The sequence below is a fragment of the Clostridium folliculivorans genome, from assembly GCF_024341905.1.
GTDB classification, from domain to species: Bacteria; Bacillota; Clostridia; order Clostridiales; family Clostridiaceae; genus Clostridium_AR; species Clostridium_AR folliculivorans.
On record NZ_BQXY01000001.1, the window covers coordinates 903,861 to 927,037 of the forward strand.

Here is a 23,177-nt window from a genome sequence, read left to right on the forward strand (position 1 = left end):
AGCCTCCCCTCTAATAAGTGGAAAGCAAAACTATGGATAGATTAGAAGAGCGTAATTTATATCTGTTTGTAACTATTATTTTGATTAAAGTTACAAAGGTGTGGACATAATACTGTTAGGGAGGGATAGTATGGTTGATATAAAGGAAATTAATATAGATACACTTAAGAAAGTACCTAGAAATGCTGCAGTAGCTATGAAGGTACTACCGTATAAAGAAGATAAGGAAGCGGTATATGCATTATGTGTAACTAATACTATTGAGAGTAGTGAATATTTAAGTTTTGTATTTGAAAAGAATATAAATTACAGCAAAGTTTCACAAGAGCAGTTTAATCAATTTATCAACAAGTTTTATTTAGCTATTAGTAATAAAGATAATAAATTAAATAAAGATGTTATAGTAGCAGATATCATGCAGGAGTATATATCTCACTCAATTGACAAAGGTGCTAGCGATATTCACATTGAACCTATGGAAAACCAAGCTATAATCCGTATAAGAGTAGACGGAAAGCTTCTTATATTTAGAAAAACAGATAAAGTGATATATAATTCACTGCTTACTAGAATGAAGCTTTTAGCTAATATGGATATTACTGAAAAGAGGAAGCCTCAGGATGGGAAAATACTATTCTCTCGTAAAAATAAAAAATATGATATTAGAGTTTCGTCAATTCCAACTGTTTACGGGGAAAAACTTGTTTTAAGAATACTGTACAATCAAATATTTCCTTTTGAGATTCATAATCTTAGTTATAATGAGAAACAAATTGAGGACATAAACAAACTAATTGAGCTTAAACATGGATTGATATTAATATGCGGTCCTACTGGAAGTGGAAAATCAACAACTCTTTACTCAATTTTAAAGAGTATTAACAGAAATGATATAAATATTACAACCATCGAGGATCCAGTTGAAATATTTATAGATGGTATAAGTCAAATAAATGTAAACGAAAAAGCTGGAATAACATTTTCAAGTGGATTACGTAGTGTTTTGAGACAAGATCCTGATGTGATAATGGTAGGTGAGATAAGGGATGAAGAAACTGCAAAGATAGCGCTAAGAGCATCTATAACAGGACATAAAGTATATTCTACTATACATACTAACTCTGCTATAGAAGTGTTTTCAAGACTGAAAGATATGGGAGCAGAGGAGTATTTACTTCTTGATGCTATCAAGGGAGTTATATCTCAAAGACTAGTTCGAAGATTATGCGATTGCAAAATGGAATATATGGCAGGTGAATATGAAAAAAAATATGGTGAAGTACAAAGTGGAATTAAGTTGTACAAACCAAAAGGGTGTAAAAAGTGCAATGAAACAGGCTATTCAGGAAGAATCTTAATAAGTGAGGTTCTGCTTGTTGATAGAAATAATAGAGATAAAATTAATTCGTTCATTAAGAGCCAGAAAAATATAGATGCTCAAAGAGAGTTGAAAAATCAATGTAAGATACTTCTTAAAAACGGAGTCATCTCTTTTGCGGATTACTTAGAATTTGTGGAGGGGGAAGCTTTTTGACAAGAAATAAAGTTAAAGATGATTGTATTATTAGAATAAGTTCAGATCTTTCTATGCTTTTAGAGTCAGGCATATCTATTTTTAATGCTTTTAAGATTCTCTCAAGTTCTGTTAGTGATAAGAAATATAAAATTATCTTAAACAAAATAGTTGGAAAGATTAATGGAGGGAGTTCTTTGGCAGATGCGTTCCAAGAATATACTGAGTACTTTCCAGAACTATACATACAAATGATACATATTGGAGAGGCTAGCGGAAATCTTTCTACTGTGCTGGAGGAGCTAGGCAGTTATTATACTATTAAAAGAGATGTTAAGAAGAAGATTATTAACGTTTCTATATATCCAATTATTTTAATGTTTACTTTGGTAGCTATGCTGGTATTCTATGTACAAGTTATTACCCCAGCAATTGGAGAGTTTGTGCAAGGGTCGGGTGGTAATATTCCTTGGTATACGAAAAATATTCTTTCCATCTGCAATTTTATAAGAGAAAACAACTTTCTTGTTATTTTATCTTTTGTTTCCTGGAGTAGTGTAATAATCTTATTATTCAATCTTATATTAAAAAATAAAAGGTTTGTCAGAATAATAAGTAAAAATAAGCTCGCGAGAAATTTTAGAGAAGTTTTAGAGATAGAAGCTTTGCTTTTAATAACTAAATGTGGGCTTCCATTGGTTCTTGGACTTGAGATTTTAATTGATATATTTAATAAGAGCAAAGTTCAATATTGCTTTAATGATATAAAAATATCAATAAATAATGGTATGAATTTAAGTACAGCTTTTTATAATATTGGCACATTTTCAGAACTTAGCTTAAACATGATAACTATAGGCGAAGAATCTGGAAAATTAGATTATGCTTTAGAAAAGCTAAAATCTATGTTAGTTAGCAATATGCAAAAAAATATAGAAACACTTACTTCGTTCATACAACCTATATTAATTTTAGTGATAGGAGTATTAGTATGTCTTCTAATATTAATAATGATGGTTCCGATTTATTCAAGTATGAACATCTAAGAAGAACTAAAGGAGTCACCTTAATAGAACTAATAATTTATATTTCAATTTTATTAATATTTATATCAGTATTTTGGGTGTCCTATAAAAACCTTTCTAAAATATATGAAGATAATTACAAGGATGATCTAAAAAAAGAGGCACATAGCTTAATAACCTTTTCTACGTATTCATGCAAAAACATGAAGCATGATGGTAAAGTGATTTTTAATACAGATCAAGTGGTATTTAAAATAGGTGATACTGTAAAAAAACAAATAAATTTAAGAAAGGGATATGCAATAAGTTTTAATACAGGTACTGTGGATAATTTATTGTTGATAAACAACAATGGCAAAATTTACACATCAGGAACTATTACAATAAAATGTCCCACAGGGGGGAACATAGCGATGAGCATATCGGTAGATAATTTATATGTTAAGGTTAAATAATAATGAAAAGAAGTTAAAAGTACTTAGGAGAAGTGGCAATATACTAATTGATGCTATAGTTGGAACTGCCATATTACTATCAATTTCTGTAGCAATTTTCTTTACATTAGAAGTTAATGAAAGAAATTATGGTTTAAATAAGCAGAAATCTAAAAATAATCAAGCATTAGATTATGTGATAAAGGAACTGAAATATAACTATACTTACGATCAATTAAAGGTAAAAGCTATAGATCCATTAGGAGTTTATAAATTTAATATAGAGGATTTAACCTTAGATAATCTGAAATCAAAAGAACTTTTTTTGTTATGTAGTCAATGTTCAAGTAATTATATTAGTTTAAAGTTTTCTGATGATTTATATGGAAATCATATAAATATTAATTTAGAACTTAGTAGTTCTCTCAATGGTATCAATTTAAACAAGACATATTCACTGAGAAAGGTTAAAAATTAATGAAGAGAAAAGGCTATCTATTGGCAGAACTTTTACTATATATATCTATAGCTATGATTATTCTAGCAATAACTTTTAATATTTTGATTATATCACTGAAGGATTTTAACAAAGGGAAAAAAGATGAAATATCTTATGATAATATGATTAATCTAGTTAACTATTTAGATAATCAGATTAATGAACCTGGATCCAAGAAATATACTGTAGAGAATAGTAAATTCACTATTTCACTAGATACCTCAGATCATGAGGATAGAATTTTTACAGTATCTTCAGGGGAATTGAAATTTTTAAGAGTGGGATATGTAGTTAATGGAGCAAATAAAATTACTGTATTAAAGGAAAGTAAGATATTATTGGGAGGTATAAAGATTCTGAGCTTTTACCAAAAAAATAATTTGATGTATTTAGATATCAAAGTTGGAGAAGAGGAGGTAAACAAATGTTTAGCACTAAAAAAATAAGAAAAGGATATGTGTCTTTGGAGATACTTATAATTCTATCCGTGGCATTGTCTATAAGTTCCATGTCTCTTTTAAGGACATCCAGAAGCTGCGACCTAACCAACTTAGAAGAACAGGCTACTTTAAATGAAATGAGTGAATTTAAATGAAAAGTAACTTTATAATTATTGATTCGTATAGAGAGACTTATAGCGAAAAATTTAATAAAAAAAGGCCTGCTAGTATTATGATTACAGAAAAAGAATTATTCATTAGAGAATTTGAGTTCTCAAGTAGGAAAGATTTAAAAAAATTCCTGGATGGAGAAATCAAGACTATGTTTGATACCTCAAAGTTTTTGTTTCATCATGAAATAGAAACTCATAAAAAGAAAAAAGTATTAACTATTTACGGGATAAATGCAAATGAAAAAATAGAAATACTTTGTTCAAGTTTCAAGATAAAAAATATTTATCCTATACAGTATTTGGTGGCTAATGCAGTGAAAAAGGCTATTAAAAACAGAAGTTTTATTATTATATATAATTTTGCTAAAACTACATATTTCATTGACGTAGAGGATGGTAGCATAAAACATAATAAATTGTATAAACAAGACTGTGATGTTATTAACTTAGAAGAAATTTTAAATTACAATCATGTCCCTATGCAAAAGAATATATATGTTGTAAGAAAAAGTAATGAAAGCTTTATTTATGATACTACTAAGTATAATGTAGAATATTTAGAAAGAGAGGCTATAAATGTACCATAAAATATACAAAGAATTTTGGCCGGAAAGAGTTATTGAACAAAAGAATAAAACGCTCCTCAGTCAGTTAAATAGGTTAATAGTATACATGATAGTATTCAATTTATGTTTAATCCCATTTTCATACAATAAGTATTTAGATTTAAAACAACAAATTGAAGAAAAGAAAAAAATTCAAATGGAATCTAAATCGGTTGTAGAGGAGGGTAAAGATAAAAAGCAGATAGATTTTTCAGCTATAGAAAAAATATCTAAACTTGTGTCAAACATGAATATAAAAGATTTTAGTTATGAAGATAATACTATAACTTTTATAGGTAATTACGATATGCTTGATTTTTATTTGAAGTATTTCGCCGAAAACAATCTTGAGTTAGTAAATGTGGATAGGCAAAATGAAAAAGATTCGAGATTTGCAGTGAGGATAATATGAGGAAAGTTATTAGTAGAATGCTAGTTATAGTTGCTTTCTTATGTTTGATTTCAATTCAAATATTTTACAATCTAGGGAGAAAACAGTACAATAATGATTTGAGTAATAAATTAGATTATAGAAGTATCCCAAATGTTCATTTGAATAAAAATAATAAAGTTAAAGAATCCCTCTATGATGTCATAAGTAAACTAAAAGAAAGAGAAGAAATAAGTATTAATAACATAACTAAAAAAGATGGATATAAAGAGATTAGTTTTAGTGTTAATACTGATATGACTAAATTGACAAATTTAGTTGATTTTTTTCAAGACAATGATATCATAATTATAAAGTATAGTATCCAACAAAAGGATAATGTACTTAAATGCAATATTTTGGGGCAATATAGGGGGAAAGTAAATGAATAATATTATTTTAGTAGGAATGCCTTGTTCAGGAAAGACTACTGTAGGAAAGGTTTTAGCTGAAAGAAAAAAGGCTGAATATATTGATACAGATCAGTATATAATAGCTAGCGCTTCTAAATCAATTGAAAAAATATTTAGTGAACATGGAGAAGAATATTTCAGACAAATGGAGAGAAGTGTAATATTAGATATAATAGCTAAGTTAGAAAATAGTGTAGTCTCTACTGGTGGCGGAATGCCAGTGAAATCAAATAATATGGAATTATTAAAGAAGTCTGGAACAGTAATTTATCTTAAAACCACCATAAAAAATTTAAGTGATAGACTTGATAGAAAAAATAGACCTTTATTTAAGGATCCGGATGCTATAAGTACCTTAGAAAGCTTACTGAATAGTAGATCTTCTATCTATGAAAAAGCTGATATTATCATAGAATGCAATGATGACACACCACATGAAATCTGCGAAAAAATCATAATGTCCATAAATAGTATAAATACCCATTTTTAATTAAAATAATTGCATTTAATCTCACCTTCTGATAAAATATCATTGTTGTGTGTGAGTGAGGGTTAATTTGTGATGTATTTTAGGCGAGAAATTAAACGGGAATTTGACTTTTTATAGAGAAATTATGCACTACGCTCAATAGCCCATAAAGAATTCTTTTTTGGATTCACAGCTTAATGTTGTTGGTATTAAATTACCTGAACGGGTTATAATATATAATGAATTAATAGATTTTGGAGGGATACCATAATGATATCAGCAGGAGATTTAAGAAAAGGTACAACTTTTGAATTAGATGGACAAGTGTTTACTGTTGTTGATTTCTTACATGTTAAACCAGGTAAGGGAGCAGCATTCGTTAGAACGAAATTAAGATATGTAATGTCAGTTGGAGTTATAGATAGAAACTTTAATCCAACTGAAAAACTTCAAGAAGCTGTTATTGAAAGAAAAGAAATGCAATACTTATATTCAGATGGAGAACTATACTACTTCATGGATCAAGAGACATTTGAACAAATTCCTCTTAACCACGAAAAAGTTGAAGATGCAATAAAGTTCTTAAAAGAGAACATGTTTGCAGTAATTAAGTTCTACAAGGGATCAGCTTTCTCTGTTGAAGCTCCAAACTTTGTTGAACTACAAGTAACTGAAACTGAACCAGGTGTTAAAGGAAATACTGCTACAAACGTTCAAAAACCTGCAACTGTTGAAACTGGTGCAGTAGTAAACGTGCCTATATTTGTAAATGAAGGCGACGTAATAAGAATCGATACAAGATCTGGGGAGTACATGGAAAGAGTATAGGCTGAATATATGCTAAGTTCAATATGAACTTAGCATATTCATTTTATTCTTTGCGTAAGCTCATTAAAGCGTGGGATGATTAACCAATTAATTTCAACACGATGCTTTAACAGCTACTAAAGTTTTTATCCTAACTTAAAGGATGTGTAGAAATATGAAGGAATTAAAAGAAAAAATATCAAAACTTAGTGAATTTCTTAGTGGAGATTCTGGTACGGAAGACAAAGATTTTAAAACTGCTGTAATAGAAATCTTAAGTGATATTAGCGACGAGGTAGAAACTCTTCAAGTCAACCAAGAAAGTTTAGCAGAAAATGTAGAATTTTTAAATAACGATATTTCTGATATACAGGATGATTTATTTGAAGATGTCTCTGTAGATGACTTGGAGTGCGGAGATGAAGAGTATGTTGAGATAATATGTAAGAATTGCGGAAAAGGTATATTCTTTGAGCAGTCTGCATTAGATAATAATACTATAATTCCTTGTCCTTACTGTGGTGCAGAAATCAATAAATAGACTACTTAGTTAGTAGAAAATAAAATTACTTTAGTTATCGTATAAAACTTAATATTTAACGATGCAACCTTAAAAAGAAGCCAGCAAATTATTTTAGCTAATAATTTGCTGGCTTCTTTTTGCTTTTTATGGATATATTTTCTCATTAGAATTTATTTTTTATTATGTTTAAGTGTATTATCGAAATTAATTTCAACACGCTATATTTTAAAATTCTCTCATCAACATAACTTTTTTAAAACAGGTGTAATATTTTTTTACTTAACTTAATAATATTATACAAATAACAAAAGTTGAGAGAGGGGGATTTTATGGATGATTTAAAAAATGTTCTACCGATAAATTTGATAAGGCTTATAGAAGATAGGCCAGATTCAAGTAAATTACAAGAGATAAGACTTAAGTGCAATAAACCAGTGATGTTAAACATAGACAATAGAGAAGTGATCCTAAATTACACTACTAGTCAAAATGAGATTAATAATATCTTTAATAAGATAAGCAATTTCTCTGTTTATGCCTTTGAGGAAGACATAAAGCAAGGTTTTATAACAATTAGAGGTGGTCATAGAATAGGGGTCACAGGTCATTGGGTAAATGATGACGGAGTAATAAAATCATTAAAGTCAGTTTTTTCTATAAATATAAGAATAGCCAGAGAAATAATAGGTTGTTCTAATAGTTTACTACCTCATGTAGCAAAAGGGGACAAGGTGTACAATACCATCTTAGTATCTCCGCCTAAATGTGGTAAGACAACTTTACTTAGAGACCTTGTAAGAAATATTTCAAATGGAAATTTAAAATATAATATAACTGGAAAAAAAGTATGTGTAATAGATGAGAGAAGTGAGATTGCAGCGTGTCATATGGGGATTCCACAGATGGATGTAGGAGTAAGAACAGATATCTATGATAACTGTTTGAAATATGTGGGACTTATGATGGCTATACGGTGCATGTCTCCGGAAGTTATCGTATGTGATGAAATTGGTACAGACAGGGATGTTGAAGCAATTGTTTCCGCATTTAATTGCGGTGTGAATATCATTTCCACTATACATGGAAACAATGAAGATGATCTTTATAGCAGACCAGTTTTTAAAAAGCTGATTGAAAATAAAGTTATCGAAAAAATAATAGTTTTAAGTAATAAAAATGGAGTTGGAACCATAGATAAAATAGTGGACATTAATTCAGATAGGCAGGTGATAAATGTTGGTTAAATATTTACTGCTGCTTATAATAATGGCTTTGTCATCAGCAACTGGGTATGTATATGGAGAAAAGTTTAAGAAGAGGGTGTTTTGCCTCCATGAACTTATAAATGGATATGTAAATCTAGAAAATGAAATGACCTATACCTTTACTCCATTACCAGAAGCCTTTATTAATACTGGAAAAAGACTTAAAGATCCCATAGCACAGTTGTTTAATTCGATAGGAACTAAACTTAAAGATAATGAGGCTGACAACGTGTTTTTGTCTACTAAGGATAGTTTAGAATTCTATAAGGAAAAGATTAATCTTAATGAAGTTGATATAGATATAATCCTAGATTTAGCAAAGTCTTTGGGGACTACTGGTATAGATGGGCAAAGGAAGATATTTTCCATAACCATAGACAGAATAAAGAGCAATACAGAAAAAGCAGAAAAAGAGTGCGATAAATATTCTAAGATGTATAAATCACTAGGTGTATGTGTTGGGTTTATGCTAATTATCTTCTTGATTTAGTAGGAGGCGAGTAAATGTTAGATCTTTCTCTCATTTTTAAAATTGCAGGTGCAGGTATAATTTTGCTTATCATTGATAAGGTATTGAAAGGCAGTGGAAAAGATGATGTTGCTACTATAGCTAATATTGCTGGAATTGTGATAATACTTACAATGGTTATAAATCTAATCAGTAAGTTATTCGATTCAGTAAAGACTATGTTTATGCTTTAGGTGTGGACATGCTTATTGTAAAGATTGTTGGATTTTGTTTTGTATCTTTATTCCTATATCTGCTGCTAAAAGAAAGGAAAAGTGAGATTTCAGTATTCATATCAATAGTCGCTGGAATATTGATATTTCTTGTACTGATTCCACAAATAACTCAAATAATTGATTTTGTAAACAATATGTCAAACAAAGCTAATATAGATACTGCTTATATCGGAATTGTACTAAAAATTGTTGGAATAGCCTATCTTACATCTTTCTGTAGTGAAATATGCAAAGATTCGGGAGCTAATAGTATAGCATCAAAGGTTGAGTTTTCAGGAAAAGTTATGATACTGGTATTATCAATCCCAGTACTTATGGCTGTGCTGGACTCTATATTAAGTATAATGCAGGTGTGATTATGAAAAAATGGTATACGTTACTAATAAGTTTTTTTCTGGTCATTATGACCAGTAAAGTGGTATATGCAAATGATAATATGGACAAGCAACAAATAGATAATAGTAATCAAATACAAAGGTTATATCAGTATATGGATAATATGAAAACAAATGAAGAAATCATGAATGGTATGAGTCCAAGTGAATATGTCAAAAGCTATTTGAAGGATGGAAAAGATCCTCTAAGCTTTGATAGGATCGTTGGAGCTTGTACAAGTGTATTCATTAAAGAAGTGCAGTCCACACTAAAATTAATGATATCAGTAATAGTTCTCGCTATACTTAGTACTCTTTTAAAAAATATACAAGGAGCTTTCTCCAGCGAAAACATAAGTAATATAGCATTTTATGCCTGTTACGCTGTGATGATACTTATACTTAGTAAAAGCTTCTTAATATCAGTAAATTTAGCGAAGGATACTATTAAAGAGCTGACAGACTTTGTTGCTGTGTTATTGCCGGCACTTGTGCTTTTGTTATCAACTGCAGGTGGAATAACTCAGGCAGCTACAATGGATCCTATAGTCCTAGGTGCGGTAAGTTTAACGCCTAGACTATATGTAGACATTATAATTCCATTAATCTTGATGATATTCGTCCTAGGGTTTGTAAACAACATATCAAATGAGCACAAAATTGATGGACTCGTGAAAGTAGGTAAGCAAGCAGTTTTATGGATGCAAGGAATAGTGCTTACGATTTTCATTGGTTTACTTACTGTAAGAGGAATAGCATCAAATACAATAGATGCAGTAACCTTAAAGACAGCAAAATTTGCTGTGGATAACTTTATACCAATAGTTGGAAAGGCACTATCCGATGCCATAGCTACTGTGGCTGGATATTCATTACTACTGAAAAATGCTGTAAGTTCTATTGGACTTATAATTATGATATTCGTAATGCTTTTTCCAATAATAAAGATGGTAGTTATGGTTTTTATCTATAAAATTTCTGCTGCTGTTATAGAGCCAGTAGCAGATAAAAGAATTGTAAGTTGTATAACAACAGCTGCAGATTCTTTAGTTTTAATTACCTCAAGCCTTATAAGCATAACAGTTATGTTCTTTGTTATGACTGCAATAATGTCAAGTGCAGGCAAGTTCATAGTGGGAGGTTAGAGCTTATGGATCTACTTAGAAGCTGGATAATCTCTTTATGTACAACCTTAATATTCATGACTGCAATAGAGTTGTTATTACCTGATAACAGTACAAAAAAATATGTGAAATTTGTTCTAGGTCTTATTTTAATAGCGGTTATTATAAATCCGTTTATAAGGCTATTTACCAAAAACACTATAGACATTAATACTTTTGTAGCAAAGTATGAGAACATTGCAACTTCAAATGCTGATAATAGTAATACAACTAGTGTTACAGAAGAAAGGTTTTTTTCTAATCTAGAAAAAAATTGTGTCCAATTGATAAAAACAAGTTTAAATGACTTAAACTGTGATGTAAAAATTTCAGGTAAGCTTGATGTAAAAGCGACAAGTTTTGATATAAATCATATAGAAGTTTATGTAAAAGATAAAAAGGTAAGTAGTTTAAATAATACAACAGTAAATAATACAAATAAACAGGAATTTAACTCTACTACAAGTAAACAAATCAAAAGCATACTAAGTAAGGAGCTAAATATAGATGAGAAAAAAATATATGTATATAAAGGTGAGTGATTAGAAAGTGGATTTTTCAAAGCTATTCCAAAAACTAAAAAACTCTTCAGAAGGTGCTAAGACCAAAAATTTAATTTTAATATGTTTAACATTTATTTTTATTTATATAGTGTTTACTTTTTTTACAAATAAACCAATGATACCTACATTTTCTTCAAATCAAAATAATACACAACAGAGTGATTCGACAGATAAACAAACAAGACAACAGTACGAGGATGAGCAAAAGAGTCAACTTAAAAATATCTTAAAACAAATAGAGGGGGTTGGGAATGTAGATGTAATGATAACCTTTGAAAGTGATGAAACCAAGGTTCCAGCAGTAGACACAAATTCTCAAAAAAATACTAATGAAACCACTGACAAGGAGGGAGGGAAACAAAGTAACAGTCAAGAGTCAGATTCAAGTAAGGTTGTTATAACTTCCAATAGTAGTGGAAATGAGCCTCTTATAGTGAAAACATATAAGCCAAAAGTGGTTGGAGTAGTTGTTGTAGCTGAAGGTTCAGAAAATAGTAAGATAAAATACGACATTTCAAAAGCGGTGTCGAATTTATATAATTTGCCAATGGATAAAGTTAATGTATATCCGATGAAAAAGTAGCATATAATTCTATGAAAACAGATGGGAGGTTTTTGTAAATGAACAGAAAACAAGCAGGTATAATTTTAACACTACTAGCACTTATAGTATGTGCTGGTATCTTAGCAGCGAGGGTTAATGGACAAGTCGATGATGGGACAGGCAGTAGCTTAAGCTCCTCATTACCATTCACAAACACTGACAAACAAACATCAAACACAAAGGATTATTTCTATGAATCAAGAAATGATAGAGAGCAACAAGACTCTCAAACAATGCAGAACTTAAAATCTATTATAGAGGATAAGAATACATCTGCAAATCAAAAAACTGATGCTCAAAAAGAGCTTACAGCTTTAACAATGGCTAGAGATTATGAAACTAGAATTGAATTAAGTGTAAAAGGTAAAGGATTTGATGATGCACTTTGCCTAATAGAAGGAAACAAAGCTAGAGTAATAGTTAAGTCAAAAAACAGCTTAAATGAAAAGCAAAGCATACAAATTCAAGAATCTGTAGCTAGTGTTTCAAAGATAAAAGATGTTGTAATAGAAGCAAAACAATAACAATTGTATTCACAATAATATTTTGATATAATGTACCTATGATTAACAGGTTTTGCTAATGTAAAGCTTAAGGAGGTAGTGAGCGTTGGAAGAATTAAATAGAGAAGAAACAAACGTTGGAGTTGTAAAGATTTCTGATGAAGTTGTTAGTGTTATAGCTGGTATAGCGGCAGCAGAAATTACTGGAGTAGTAGAAAGTAATCCGGGTGTTACTGGTGGGATAACTCAAATATTTACCGGTAAGAAGAATACTGGAAAAGGTGTAAAGGTATCAATTGAAAATGGAGAAGCACAGATAGAGTTAACTTTAGCAGTACTTTATGGAACAAGAATTCCTGACGTAGTTGTGCAGGTTCAAGATAATGTTAAGAAGACTGTTGAAGCTATGACGGGATTATCTGTTGCAGCAGTTAATATTTTTATACAAAACATAATTGTTCCTAAGATTGACGAAAAGTCAGAAGAAGTTCATGAGTAGTTTTAAACCCTCTGTTTACAGAGGGTATTTCCTTGTGTAGAATTATAAAGTTGAACAAACTGGGTGTATATGAAAACTTAACTCAGGCTCACTGTTTAAGCTTTTTGTTTTACGACTATAATAATAATGTTATACTTCTAAATGTATACTGATAAAATCCATGAATGTTTTTTAATATCTACTATTTTATGTGTTTTAGATCTATTATTACTAGAGGGGATTTGCTAATTTAATTAGTGTACCAATCTAGAATTTGTTATAATAAAAGCACTAGAAGGTATTTATAAAGTATGATGGACTTATTTTACTGTAAAGGAAAGTATGAGATTTTCAAGCTAGCTAAACCTAGAAAGTTCAATAGCTTTACAAGCTCTTTAAGAACGTACAGTAAAAAGATAAAACCTATTCGCCTGTAAGTTTCCGAGTATGCATTCGGAAAGGCAGATGCGTAAAAAAACTCACTGAAGAAATTCGCTTCAGCAAATTTCTTCATTATATAAAATTTTAATACCTTTTAAAGTCTAGGAGGACATATGAACAGAATAAAAACTAGAGAGATTGCAGTACAACTTACATACCAAATGATGATAAATAAGGAAGAGCCATCAGAAGCTATAGAGAGCTTTAAAGAAGCTTTTGAAGGTGACATAACTGAAATAGATGATACATATTTAAATCAAGTTATTAATGGCATAAATGAAAAAAAAGATCAATTAGATGCAATTATAGAAAAGTATCTAGTAAACTGGAAACTTGGGAGAGTATCAAAAGTTAATCTTTCGATTTTGAGAGTAGCGCTTTATGAAATGCTTCACTTTGAGGACATTCCAAATAAAGTAGCTATCAATGAGGCTCTAGAGATTGCTAAGAAATTTTCAGATGAGAAATCAGTTTCTTTCATAAATGGAGTATTAGATAAAGCATTAAAGGACATGTAGTTTTAGTAAGTTTGGGGGCTATGAATATGGGCGAGATAATTGATGGAAAGAAAGTTGCAGCAACGGTGAAGGAAAATATCAAAGAGTTTATAAGAAGTAGGGTTGAAGTGGGAAATAAAGTTCCAACAGTTGCCTCAATTCTTATTGGAGATGATGGTGGTTCAATTTACTATCAAAATAGTCAGTTTAAAATTGCAGCTGATTTGGGGATTGATTACAAGAAGATTAATTTGCCTTCTAGTTGTACTGAGGAGGAAGCAATTAATACTATAAAGCAATTAAATGAAGATAAAGGTATTAATGGCATAATTTTATTACTACCTTTACCAGCTAGTCTTGATGAAAAGAAGATTATAGCTGCTATAGATCCTTCAAAGGACATAGATTGTCTTACTGATGTATCCATAGGAAAGTTTTATAGTGGAAATGATGGGTTTATCCCATGTACACCAAGAAGTGTAATGACTCTTTTAGACTACTATAATATTCCCCTAGAAGGAAAAAAAGCTGTGGTAGTAGGTAGAAGCAATGTTGTAGGGAAGCCTGTTGCACAATTACTTCTTCAAAAGAACTCAACTGTGACAATATGCCATTCAAGAACAAATGATCTAAAGGATGTGTGTAGTGAAGCGGATATTTTAGTTGTAGCAATGGGAAAACCGCATTTTATAGATAAAAGTTACGTAAAGAAGGATGCAGTAGTTATAGATGTAGGGACTTCTTCATTAAATGGAAAAATCACTGGTGATGTTTTGTTTGATGACGTAGTAACAAAGGCAGCAATGATTACTCCAGTACCAGGAGGAGTAGGATCACTTACAACTACCCTTCTATTTTTAAATGTATGTGAGGCGATGGAAGATTATGATTCTAAAGACTCTTTCGGTAACAGAAGTTAATAATTATTTAAAAAAGATAACAGATAATGATTTTATTCTTAACAACCTAAAGGTCAAGGGAGAAGTGTCTAACTTTAAAGTTCATTCAAGTGGACATATTTATTTTTCCTTAAAGGATGAAAATAGCAAGGTGAACTGTGTTATTTTTAAGAGTGATGCTGTAAATGTATCATCAAATATTAAGGATGGGACAAAGGTTGAAATAAGAGGAAGACTTTCAATATACACGAGAGATGGTTCATATCAAGTTTATTGTAAAGAGATAAATGAATATGGAGTAGGGGATTTATATGCTCAATTCGAGCAATTAAAGAAACAGCTATTAAACGAAGGGCTTTTTGATGAAAAATACAAAAAGCCTATTCCATATTTACCAAGAACTGTAGGTGTTATAACATCTGAAACAGGAGCTGCTATAAGGGATATAATAAATGTATTACAAAGAAGAAGCCCTTATTTAGATATAGTTATATATCCGTCCTTAGTTCAAGGTAAAGATGCACCGGCCAGTCTTATTGAGGGAATAAAGTATTTTAATAAAAATAAGAGTGTTGATGTGATAATAATAAGCCGTGGAGGGGGTTCTATTGAAGAACTCTGGGCTTTCAATGATAAAAATTTAGCTTATGAAATATTTAAATCAAAAATCCCTGTAGTTTCTGGAGTAGGGCATGAAATAGACTTTACTATAACTGATTTTGTAAGTGATTTAAGGGCACCTACACCATCTGCAGCTGCAGAAGTTGTAGCTCCGAAGCTTGAAGAAATAAATCACAATTTAATTAGACATAAAGCATATTTGAATCAATTTATTAATAGTAGGATAATCAGCGAAAAAGAAAAAATAAACTATATTAATAGAATATTAGAAAATAATAGTCCAAAAAATTTGATAATTAATAAATATAGAGATGTGGACAGCAAAAAAGAAAAATTGACTGATCTTATAATGAAAAAAATTGAAAATAATAGATCAAATCTAATTAATATAAATAATATGTTAACATTGCTAAATCCAATAAATGTTTTAAACAAAGGTTATGCTATAATAGAGGATAACAATGGAAAATTAGTTCAAGATATAGATACTTTAAGTTCCTTGCAGGAAATTGAAGTAAAGATGAAAGATGGTAGTGGTAATTTTAAAATTGAACCTAAAAGGTGAGGTGTCTTATGGTAAAGAAAAGTGAATCTTATGATGAGATGTTTAATAAACTTGATGACATAGTAAAAGACCTTGAAAGTTCTGAATTAAATTTAGAGGAATCATTAAAGGTTTACGAAGAAGGCGTAAAATTGGTTAATAAACTTTATAAGACTCTTAATGACATGGAAGGAAAGATAAAGATTATTAACGCAAAAGAAGAAATTAAAGATTTTACAATTGAAGGATAGAGGATTAATACTTCAAATTAACGTTAAAATAGAAGGAGTAAGTAATGAGCATTGAAGATATTAAAAGACTGATAGATGAATATCTTAATAATTATTTCATCGCAAGTAATGGAGAAAATAAGTTAATATATGATGCAATGGCTTATAGCTTAAATATAGGTGGAAAAAGAATACGTCCTATAATAATGATGTTAACATATAACTTGTATAAGGAAAACTTTAAAGATATATTGCCTATGGCGGCAGCTTTAGAAATGATACATACATATTCGCTTATACATGATGACTTACCTTGCATGGATAATGATGACTTAAGACGTGGAAAACCTACCAGTCATAAGGTTTTTGGAGAAGCTATGGCAGTTTTAGCTGGTGACGGTCTTTTAAATGAGGCTTTTTCAATTATGATTAATTACTCCATTTCAAACAATAGGCTAGGAGCCTTAGAAGCAACAAAAGTGATAACGGATGCTGCTGGCGGAAACGGGATGATTGGTGGTCAGGTAGTAGACATAATTAACGAAGGTAGATCGATTTCAGAAAGTACCCTTAAATATATGCATGAAAAGAAAACTGGTGAACTGATTAAGGCAGCCATAGTATCTGGAGCAATTTTGGGTGAGGCAACTGAAGAAGATATTGATACTTTAAAGGAATACGGATATAAATTAGGTCTTGCTTTTCAAATAAAAGACGATATTCTAGATGTTTTAGGTAGCACAGAAAAGCTTGGGAAAAAAGTGAAAAGCGATGAAAATAATAATAAAACTAACTTTATTACTGTTTATGGTATAGAAAAATCAGAAGAGCTATGTAAAGAAATTACGGCAGAATGTTTAGCTCTTTTAGAAAAATTAAATAGAGATACAAGTAAACTTAAGGAGTTAACTCTAGAGCTTTTACATAGGGAATCATAATTATATAGAAGGAATGAAAAATATGTATAGATATTTAGATAAAATCAAATGTCCTAATGATGTTAAAAAGTTAAATTCTACTGAAATTTTAGCACTTTCAGGTGAAATAAGAGAGTTCTTGATTGATAATGTATCTAAGACTGGTGGGCATTTAGCATCAAATTTAGGTGTTGTAGAAGTAACTTTAAGTTTATTTAAGGTATTTAATCTAGAAAAAGATAAGATTGTTTGGGATGTAGGGCATCAAAGTTATGTACATAAAATTCTCACAGGAAGAAAAGATAAATTCGAAACATTAAGAAAATATGGTGGAATAAGTGGTTTTCCTAAGCGATGTGAAAGTAAGTATGATTCATTTGATACAGGACATAGCAGTACATCTATATCTGCAGCATTAGGCATGGCAAGAGCGAGAGATATATTGAAAAAAGATAATCATGTGATAGCTGTGATAGGTGATGGTGCTTTAACAGGAGGAATGGCCTTTGAAGCACTAAATGATGTAGGGTATAGTAAAACTAACTTAATAATAATTTTGAATGATAATCAGATGTCTATATCAGATAATGTTGGTGGACTTTCAACTTATTTAAGTAAGGTTAGATTGGATCCAGGTTATAATAGACTAAAGAATGAAATTAATAATACCTTAAACCAAACAACTGTAGGCAAAAATATAGCTACTTCAATAAGCAAGATAAAAGATAGTATAAAGCAGTTAGTTGTGCCAAGTATGCTTTTTGAAGATATGGGATTGAAGTATTTAGGGCCAATCGATGGACATAACATAGATGAAATAAGTGATATGCTTTATAAAGCAAAAAAATCAGATGGACCAGTAATTATACATACAATAACTCAAAAAGGAAAAGGTTATAATTTTGCTGAAGAGAATCCTAACAAATTCCACAGTATAGCGCCTTTCGATAGTTGTAGTGGGAAATTATGTCCATCAAACACAAGGACTTACTCAAATGCCTTTGGAGAAAGCTTAATTGATATTGCAAAAGAGATTGATGAAGTAGTAGCTGTAACTGCAGCTATGCCTGATGGAACTGGACTGAAGAAATTTGCAAAAGAATTTCCACACAGATTTTTCGATGTAGGAATAGCAGAACAGCATGCAACAACATTAGCAGCTGGCATGGCAAAGGAAGGTTTAAAACCAGTATTTGCAGTATACTCAACGTTTTTGCAAAGAGCTTATGACCAGGTGTTGCATGATGTGTGTGTACAAAACCTACCGGTGGTTTTTGCTATAGACAGAGCTGGTATAGTTGGAGAAGATGGGGAAACACATCAAGGAGTATTTGATATATCTTATCTCTCACATATACCTAATCTTAATATAGTGGCACCAAAGTGCCTTGAGGAAGTAAAACCTATACTAAGATGGGCTCTTACACAAAATGAACCTGTAGCCATTAGATATCCAAGAGGTGGAGATCTACCAGGGATAGAATTAAATGCCATTGAAAAAGTAGAAAAAGGTAAGTGGGATTTAATCAGAAAAGGTAAGGATGTAGTTATAATTGCTACTGGCAAGATGGTTCAACATTCAGAAGCAGCTATTAAACTTCTTGGAGAAGAATATAATGTTGGATTAATTAATGCTACATTTATAAAGCCGTTAGATAAAAATCTTTTAGATGATATAGCTAAAGACTACAAGTATATAATTACAATAGAAGATAATGTTATAAGTGGTGGCTTAGGTAGAGAAATATTGAGTTACTTTAATTCGATAGAATACAAAGGTAAGATTGTAAACTTAGGATATGAAGATAAATTTATACAACATGGAGATTTAAGTACTCTGTATAAATTAAATAAACTTGATATAACTTCAATAAGAAATGAAATAGTAAGTATATTAAAATAGAATAATATAAGTTTAATTATAAAGTGGTTCATCTAAAGATGTATCAGTTCGAACGGAAACCTATTTTTAAAACTCTCACGGGTTCTTGTGAGAGGATTTAAAAAATACCAATAATTTATTTAACTATTAATGGTATTTTACTTGATAAATACATTTCATTTGGAACTGGTATATCTATACATAATTGCAGATATAGAGGAGATAAGATGGGAGACAAAAAGGAAAGATTGGACATTCTTCTTGTGGAAAAAGGATTTTTTCAATCTAGAGAAAGAGCTAAGACCAGCATAATGGCTGGAAATGTTTTTATAGATGGAAGAAGAGTAGATAAGTGTGGCGAAAAGGTAAAGGTAGAAGCAGAGATTATAGTAAAAGGTAATGATATTCCATATGTGAGCAGAGGTGGCTTTAAGTTAGAGAAAGCTATAAAATCTTTTGATATTGAGCTAAAAGATACGGTATGCTTAGATATAGGAGCATCAACTGGTGGATTTACTGATTGCATGCTACAAAATGGAGCAAAAAAGGTTTATGCAATAGATGTTGGTTATGGTCAGTTTGCTTGGAAGCTTAGAACTGATGAGAGAGTTGTATGTATGGAAAGAACTAATGTAAGATATGTAACTGAAGATCAATTAGCTGAGAAAGCAGACTTCGCATCAATTGATGTATCATTTATATCACTTACAAAAGTAACCCCTGCAGTAGTAAATCTTCTTCAGGAACAAGGTGAGGTTGTAGCACTAATAAAGCCTCAATTTGAAGCAGGAAGAGAGAAAGTTGGTAAAAAAGGCGTAGTTAGAGATCCGGAAACTCATAAAGAAGTAATAAAGAAGATTGTGGGATTTATACTATCACTAAATTTATCAATTAAAGGTTTAGATTTTTCCCCAATCAAAGGACCTGAAGGGAATATAGAGTATTTAGTATATTTTACTAAAGCGCAATATGAAGCAGACTTTAATATAGATGAAAGAATTGAAAAGGTAGTTCAGGACTCTCATAATAACATATAGCATGGAGGGAACTATGAGAAATATAGGTATTTTTATTAATCCATCTAAAGATAAAGATGGTTCCATAATTAATACAATAATGAAGAAAACACAAGAGTATTTTCAGAATTCATGTGTTTTTAGAGTTCAAAATCATAAAGATATTGAAAATAATAAAGATATAGATTGTCTAATGGTTTTAGGCGGTGATGGAACTATTTTAGGAGCAACAAGAGATCTGGCGGTACCAACTGATGTACCTATATTTGGCATAAACATAGGTAATCTTGGTTTTCTTACAAGTGTTGATATTAAATGCGTTGACTATGCTTTAGAGTGTCTAAGAAATAAAAAGTTTAGATATGAGAAAAGAATGATGCTAAAATGTAATGTTCAATGTGTTAGCGGTACTTATGATAACATAGCATTAAATGATATTGTTATAGCTAAAGGTACTCTTTCCAGAATGGTAAAGTATAAGATTCTTGTTGATAACAGATTTTATTCATCATTTAAAGGTGATGGAGTCATAATATCAACTCCTACTGGATCTACAGCTTATTCATTTTCAGCAGGTGGTCCTCTAATAATGCCATCACTAGAAATTATAACTATAGTTCCTATATGTTCTCATACTCCTACAATGAAGCCTATTGTTATAAATGGTAGCAGTACAGTGGAAATACTAGCTGAAAGCTTTGCAGAGGAAATATTTTTGACTGTGGATGGTCAAAAATCCATTAAATTAAGCAATAATTGCGAGATAATGGTTGGAAAAAATGAAAAACCTTGTAATTTAATACTTTTAGATGAATATGACTATTTTAACGTACTTAGAAAAAAAATCTTAAGCCAAGATGGCGAATGGTAAGGTGAGGGTAACGTGAAATCAAAGAGACATACAAAGATTTTAGAAATAATTAATAACAGATCTGTTGAAACACAAGAGGAACTTGCAGATACATTAAAGAATGAAGGTTTTGATGTGACTCAAGCAACAGTCTCTAGAGATATAAAAACTTTAAAGTTAATAAAAGCACTTGGTTCAGATGGAAAATATAAGTATGCATCTATTAATAACAGCACAAATGATATGAGTGATAAAATGGCCAATATATTTTCTAATACTGTTCTGCATGTAGAAAATGTAGATAAGATGGTTGTGGTGAAAACTTTGTCTGGATCAGCATCTGCTGCTGCGGAAGCAATTGATACTTTACATTTTTCCGATATAGCAGGAACTATAGCTGGTGATAACACAATTTTTATATTAGTTAGAACTATAGATAAGGCTGAAGAATTGGTGTCTAAGATGAGAAGAATGTTAAATACTTAAATTTGAGTAAGGTGGGTTAAGATGTTATTACAACTTACTATTGAGAACTTTGCACTTATAGAAAAAATTTGTTTAAGTTTTGATAAAGGATTTAATATACTATCCGGAGAAACAGGAGCAGGTAAATCAATAATTATTGATGCTATAAATTATGTTCTTGGAGGAAAGTTTAATAAAGATATTATTAGAACTGGTGAAAATAAAACTTTTGTTGAAGCTATATTTGATATTGAAAGCAACAGAACAAAGAATGCACTTGAAGAATTAGAAATAGAAACTGATGACCTTATTATAATATCAAGAGAATCTTTTCAAAATGGAAAATCTGTTATTAAAGTAAATGGTAAAAGTTTAATTATTTCGTCACTTAAAAAACTTACTGAGACCTTGGTGGATATCCATGGTCAGCATGAAAATCAAAATCTTATGAATAAGTCAAGTCATATTAACTATTTAGATAGTTTTGGGGAAGAAAGTATTTCGGAAACTTTATCTGAGTATAGAAAACTTTTTAATGAAGTTTCATTGATAGAAGAAAAGATTAGGGAGCTTAGAGGTAATGAAGATAATGAAAAGCTTGCCAATTATATTAAATATCAGATTGATGATATAGATGAAGGAAAGCTTAAGCCAGAAGAAGAAACTGAACTTAATGAAAAGCTTGCTATATTGTCAAATGCTGAGAAAATAAGTAAAGTTCTTTCTCATACATATAATGACTTAAGAGGGGGAAGTGAAGAGGGATCAATTATTGATAGATTATCTCGTATCTGTTATGATCTTTCCACTATAACTAAATATTCAGAGAAGATAAAAAAGAACTATGAAGATTTAAATGAAATATTTTATAATTTACAAGAAATTTCCAGTGGATTTAGAGACATAAGTGATGAATATGTTTTTGATGATGATGAATTGGACAGGGTTAATAGAAGAATTTATGAAATAGGATTATATAAGAAGAAATATGGAGAAACTATAGAAGCTATTTTAGATTATAGAATGCAACTAGAAGCACAGTATAATCAGATAGTAAACTCCGAGCAAATAATCAGTTCATTAGTAGACGAAAAAAATAAGATTTACCAGAAGATGAGAACTTTAAGCGAGAAGTTGCATAAATTAAGAACTACAATAGGAAAAGATCTTGAAGAGAGAATAAGTTCAGAATTAAGATATGTAGGTTTAGAGAAAAGTAAATTCAAAATAGATATAACTTCTGTGGATGAGTTTAATATATATGGAATGGATAAGGTACTATTCCTGATTTCTACAAATCCAGGAGAACCTTTGAAATCTTTAGAAAAGGTGGTATCCGGAGGAGAACTTTCAAGAATAATGTTATCTTTAAAAACAGTATTTGTTAATAAGGATAAAATACCTACAGTAATATTTGATGAAATAGATACAGGAATAAGTGGCAGAATTGCTCAAGCTGTAGGAGAAAAAATGTACGAAGTTTCTGTTAAACATCAAGTTTTTTGTATAACTCATCTTCCACAGATAGCTTCAATGTCAGATAACCATTTCCTTATATCTAAGCATGTTGATGGAGAAAAAACCTATACTAAGGTTAAAGTAATGAATTCCGATGAGAAGGACTTAGAGGTAGCTAAAATGATTGGTGGAGTTGAAGTAACATCAGCTACTTTAGTAAATGCAAAAGAAATGGTAGAACTCGCAAATATTAAGAAAAACAAAATGAAATCTAATACATAATAAATGAAAATTTAGGAAAAATAGAACTATTAAATATAGTTCTATTTTTT

Annotated in this window: 31 protein-coding genes; all 31 read left to right on the top strand. The window is 30.3% G+C overall.

What is annotated here, in order from left to right; all coding sequences use genetic code 11:
- Positions 1 to 130: 130 nt before the first annotated feature.
- Positions 131 to 1,534, top strand: a complete 1,404-nt coding sequence (locus tag OCU55_RS03970) for a GspE/PulE family protein (protein ID WP_261851005.1) — start codon at positions 131 to 133, stop codon at positions 1,532 to 1,534.
- On the top strand, positions 1,531 to 2,559 hold the full coding sequence (locus OCU55_RS03975; protein ID WP_261851006.1) for a type II secretion system F family protein: 1,029 nt from the start codon (positions 1,531 to 1,533) through the stop codon (positions 2,557 to 2,559). Before OCU55_RS03970 ends, OCU55_RS03975 begins: the two co-directional genes overlap by 4 nt.
- Positions 2,505 to 2,993, top strand: coding sequence for a prepilin-type N-terminal cleavage/methylation domain-containing protein (locus OCU55_RS03980; protein WP_261851007.1), 489 nt, complete (start codon positions 2,505 to 2,507; stop codon positions 2,991 to 2,993). Before OCU55_RS03975 ends, OCU55_RS03980 begins: the two co-directional genes overlap by 55 nt.
- On the top strand, positions 2,977 to 3,450 hold the full coding sequence (locus OCU55_RS03985; RefSeq protein ID WP_261851008.1) for a hypothetical protein: 474 nt from the start codon (positions 2,977 to 2,979) through the stop codon (positions 3,448 to 3,450). The genes OCU55_RS03980 and OCU55_RS03985 overlap by 17 nt, the downstream gene beginning before the upstream one ends.
- A complete protein-coding gene (locus tag OCU55_RS03990; protein ID WP_261851009.1) occupies positions 3,450 to 3,917 on the top strand; it encodes a hypothetical protein in 468 nt (155 codons plus the stop codon). The genes OCU55_RS03985 and OCU55_RS03990 overlap by 1 nt, the downstream gene beginning before the upstream one ends.
- Positions 3,896 to 4,066 (top strand): hypothetical protein, encoded by a 171-nt coding sequence (locus tag OCU55_RS03995; RefSeq protein WP_261851010.1) that lies wholly within the window; start codon positions 3,896 to 3,898, stop codon positions 4,064 to 4,066. The genes OCU55_RS03990 and OCU55_RS03995 overlap by 22 nt, the downstream gene beginning before the upstream one ends.
- On the top strand, positions 4,063 to 4,671 hold the full coding sequence (locus OCU55_RS04000) for a hypothetical protein (RefSeq protein ID WP_261851011.1): 609 nt from the start codon (positions 4,063 to 4,065) through the stop codon (positions 4,669 to 4,671). Before OCU55_RS03995 ends, OCU55_RS04000 begins: the two co-directional genes overlap by 4 nt.
- Positions 4,661 to 5,101 (top strand): hypothetical protein, encoded by a 441-nt coding sequence (locus OCU55_RS04005; RefSeq protein ID WP_261851012.1) that lies wholly within the window; start codon positions 4,661 to 4,663, stop codon positions 5,099 to 5,101. Before OCU55_RS04000 ends, OCU55_RS04005 begins: the two co-directional genes overlap by 11 nt.
- Entirely contained in the window at positions 5,098 to 5,511 is a 414-nt protein-coding gene (locus OCU55_RS04010; protein WP_261851013.1) for a hypothetical protein, read from the top strand. Before OCU55_RS04005 ends, OCU55_RS04010 begins: the two co-directional genes overlap by 4 nt.
- Entirely contained in the window at positions 5,504 to 6,022 is a 519-nt protein-coding gene (locus tag OCU55_RS04015; RefSeq protein ID WP_261851014.1) for a shikimate kinase, read from the top strand. The genes OCU55_RS04010 and OCU55_RS04015 overlap by 8 nt, the downstream gene beginning before the upstream one ends.
- Before the next feature lie 249 nt (positions 6,023 to 6,271).
- Entirely contained in the window at positions 6,272 to 6,829 is a 558-nt protein-coding gene (gene efp, locus OCU55_RS04020) for an elongation factor P (protein ID WP_183278123.1), read from the top strand.
- Between the two features lie 154 nt (positions 6,830 to 6,983).
- Complete coding sequence (locus OCU55_RS04025; protein ID WP_261851015.1) at positions 6,984 to 7,349, top strand: CD1247 N-terminal domain-containing protein; 366 nt, start codon at positions 6,984 to 6,986, stop codon at positions 7,347 to 7,349.
- Positions 7,350 to 7,660: 311 nt separating this feature from the next.
- A complete protein-coding gene (spoIIIAA, locus tag OCU55_RS04030; RefSeq protein ID WP_261851016.1) occupies positions 7,661 to 8,575 on the top strand; it encodes a stage III sporulation protein AA in 915 nt (304 codons plus the stop codon).
- Positions 8,565 to 9,086, top strand: coding sequence for a stage III sporulation protein SpoIIIAB (gene spoIIIAB / locus OCU55_RS04035; RefSeq protein WP_261851017.1), 522 nt, complete (start codon positions 8,565 to 8,567; stop codon positions 9,084 to 9,086). Before spoIIIAA ends, spoIIIAB begins: the two co-directional genes overlap by 11 nt.
- A gap of 14 nt (positions 9,087 to 9,100) precedes the next feature.
- Entirely contained in the window at positions 9,101 to 9,298 is a 198-nt protein-coding gene (gene spoIIIAC, locus OCU55_RS04040; protein ID WP_128212850.1) for a stage III sporulation protein AC, read from the top strand.
- An 8-nt stretch (positions 9,299 to 9,306) separates the two neighbouring features.
- Complete coding sequence (gene spoIIIAD / locus OCU55_RS04045) at positions 9,307 to 9,696, top strand: stage III sporulation protein AD (RefSeq protein WP_261851018.1); 390 nt, start codon at positions 9,307 to 9,309, stop codon at positions 9,694 to 9,696.
- Between the two features lie 2 nt (positions 9,697 to 9,698).
- Positions 9,699 to 10,859 carry a stage III sporulation protein AE gene (gene spoIIIAE, locus OCU55_RS04050; protein WP_261851019.1) on the top strand — a complete coding sequence of 387 codons (1,161 nt, stop codon included), beginning with the start codon at positions 9,699 to 9,701 and terminating at the stop codon, positions 10,857 to 10,859.
- Positions 10,860 to 10,864: 5 nt separating this feature from the next.
- The gene (spoIIIAF, locus tag OCU55_RS04055; RefSeq protein WP_261851020.1) at positions 10,865 to 11,419 is read left to right on the top strand and encodes a stage III sporulation protein AF; all 555 of its coding nucleotides are present in this window, start codon (positions 10,865 to 10,867) and stop codon (positions 11,417 to 11,419) included.
- A gap of 7 nt (positions 11,420 to 11,426) precedes the next feature.
- Positions 11,427 to 12,023: a stage III sporulation protein AG gene (gene spoIIIAG / locus OCU55_RS04060; RefSeq protein ID WP_261851021.1), complete on the top strand. Its 597-nt coding sequence runs from the start codon at positions 11,427 to 11,429 to the stop codon at positions 12,021 to 12,023.
- Positions 12,024 to 12,061: 38 nt separating this feature from the next.
- Entirely contained in the window at positions 12,062 to 12,568 is a 507-nt protein-coding gene (locus OCU55_RS04065) for a SpoIIIAH-like family protein (protein WP_261851022.1), read from the top strand.
- Between the two features lie 85 nt (positions 12,569 to 12,653).
- Positions 12,654 to 13,046, top strand: a complete 393-nt coding sequence (locus OCU55_RS04070) for an Asp23/Gls24 family envelope stress response protein (RefSeq protein WP_261851023.1) — start codon at positions 12,654 to 12,656, stop codon at positions 13,044 to 13,046.
- Positions 13,047 to 13,579: 533 nt separating this feature from the next.
- Complete coding sequence (gene nusB / locus OCU55_RS04075; RefSeq protein WP_261851024.1) at positions 13,580 to 13,984, top strand: transcription antitermination factor NusB; 405 nt, start codon at positions 13,580 to 13,582, stop codon at positions 13,982 to 13,984.
- 26 nt (positions 13,985 to 14,010) lie between these two features.
- Positions 14,011 to 14,883 (top strand): bifunctional 5,10-methylenetetrahydrofolate dehydrogenase/5,10-methenyltetrahydrofolate cyclohydrolase, encoded by an 873-nt coding sequence (locus OCU55_RS04080; protein WP_261851025.1) that lies wholly within the window; start codon positions 14,011 to 14,013, stop codon positions 14,881 to 14,883.
- The gene (gene xseA / locus OCU55_RS04085) at positions 14,849 to 16,048 is read left to right on the top strand and encodes an exodeoxyribonuclease VII large subunit (protein WP_261851026.1); all 1,200 of its coding nucleotides are present in this window, start codon (positions 14,849 to 14,851) and stop codon (positions 16,046 to 16,048) included. Before OCU55_RS04080 ends, xseA begins: the two co-directional genes overlap by 35 nt.
- A gap of 8 nt (positions 16,049 to 16,056) precedes the next feature.
- Positions 16,057 to 16,278 carry an exodeoxyribonuclease VII small subunit gene (xseB, locus tag OCU55_RS04090; RefSeq protein WP_261851027.1) on the top strand — a complete coding sequence of 74 codons (222 nt, stop codon included), beginning with the start codon at positions 16,057 to 16,059 and terminating at the stop codon, positions 16,276 to 16,278.
- Positions 16,279 to 16,322: 44 nt separating this feature from the next.
- Positions 16,323 to 17,195, top strand: coding sequence for a polyprenyl synthetase family protein (locus OCU55_RS04095; protein WP_261851028.1), 873 nt, complete (start codon positions 16,323 to 16,325; stop codon positions 17,193 to 17,195).
- 22 nt (positions 17,196 to 17,217) lie between these two features.
- Positions 17,218 to 19,077 carry a 1-deoxy-D-xylulose-5-phosphate synthase gene (gene dxs / locus OCU55_RS04100; protein ID WP_261851029.1) on the top strand — a complete coding sequence of 620 codons (1,860 nt, stop codon included), beginning with the start codon at positions 17,218 to 17,220 and terminating at the stop codon, positions 19,075 to 19,077.
- A gap of 206 nt (positions 19,078 to 19,283) precedes the next feature.
- Positions 19,284 to 20,093 carry a TlyA family RNA methyltransferase gene (locus OCU55_RS04105; protein WP_261851030.1) on the top strand — a complete coding sequence of 270 codons (810 nt, stop codon included), beginning with the start codon at positions 19,284 to 19,286 and terminating at the stop codon, positions 20,091 to 20,093.
- Between the two features lie 13 nt (positions 20,094 to 20,106).
- The gene (locus tag OCU55_RS04110; RefSeq protein WP_261851031.1) at positions 20,107 to 20,943 is read left to right on the top strand and encodes an NAD(+)/NADH kinase; all 837 of its coding nucleotides are present in this window, start codon (positions 20,107 to 20,109) and stop codon (positions 20,941 to 20,943) included.
- A gap of 12 nt (positions 20,944 to 20,955) precedes the next feature.
- Positions 20,956 to 21,408, top strand: a complete 453-nt coding sequence (locus OCU55_RS04115; protein ID WP_261851032.1) for an arginine repressor — start codon at positions 20,956 to 20,958, stop codon at positions 21,406 to 21,408.
- Between the two features lie 21 nt (positions 21,409 to 21,429).
- Positions 21,430 to 23,127, top strand: coding sequence for a DNA repair protein RecN (gene recN / locus OCU55_RS04120; RefSeq protein WP_261851033.1), 1,698 nt, complete (start codon positions 21,430 to 21,432; stop codon positions 23,125 to 23,127).
- Positions 23,128 to 23,177: the final 50 nt, after the last annotated feature.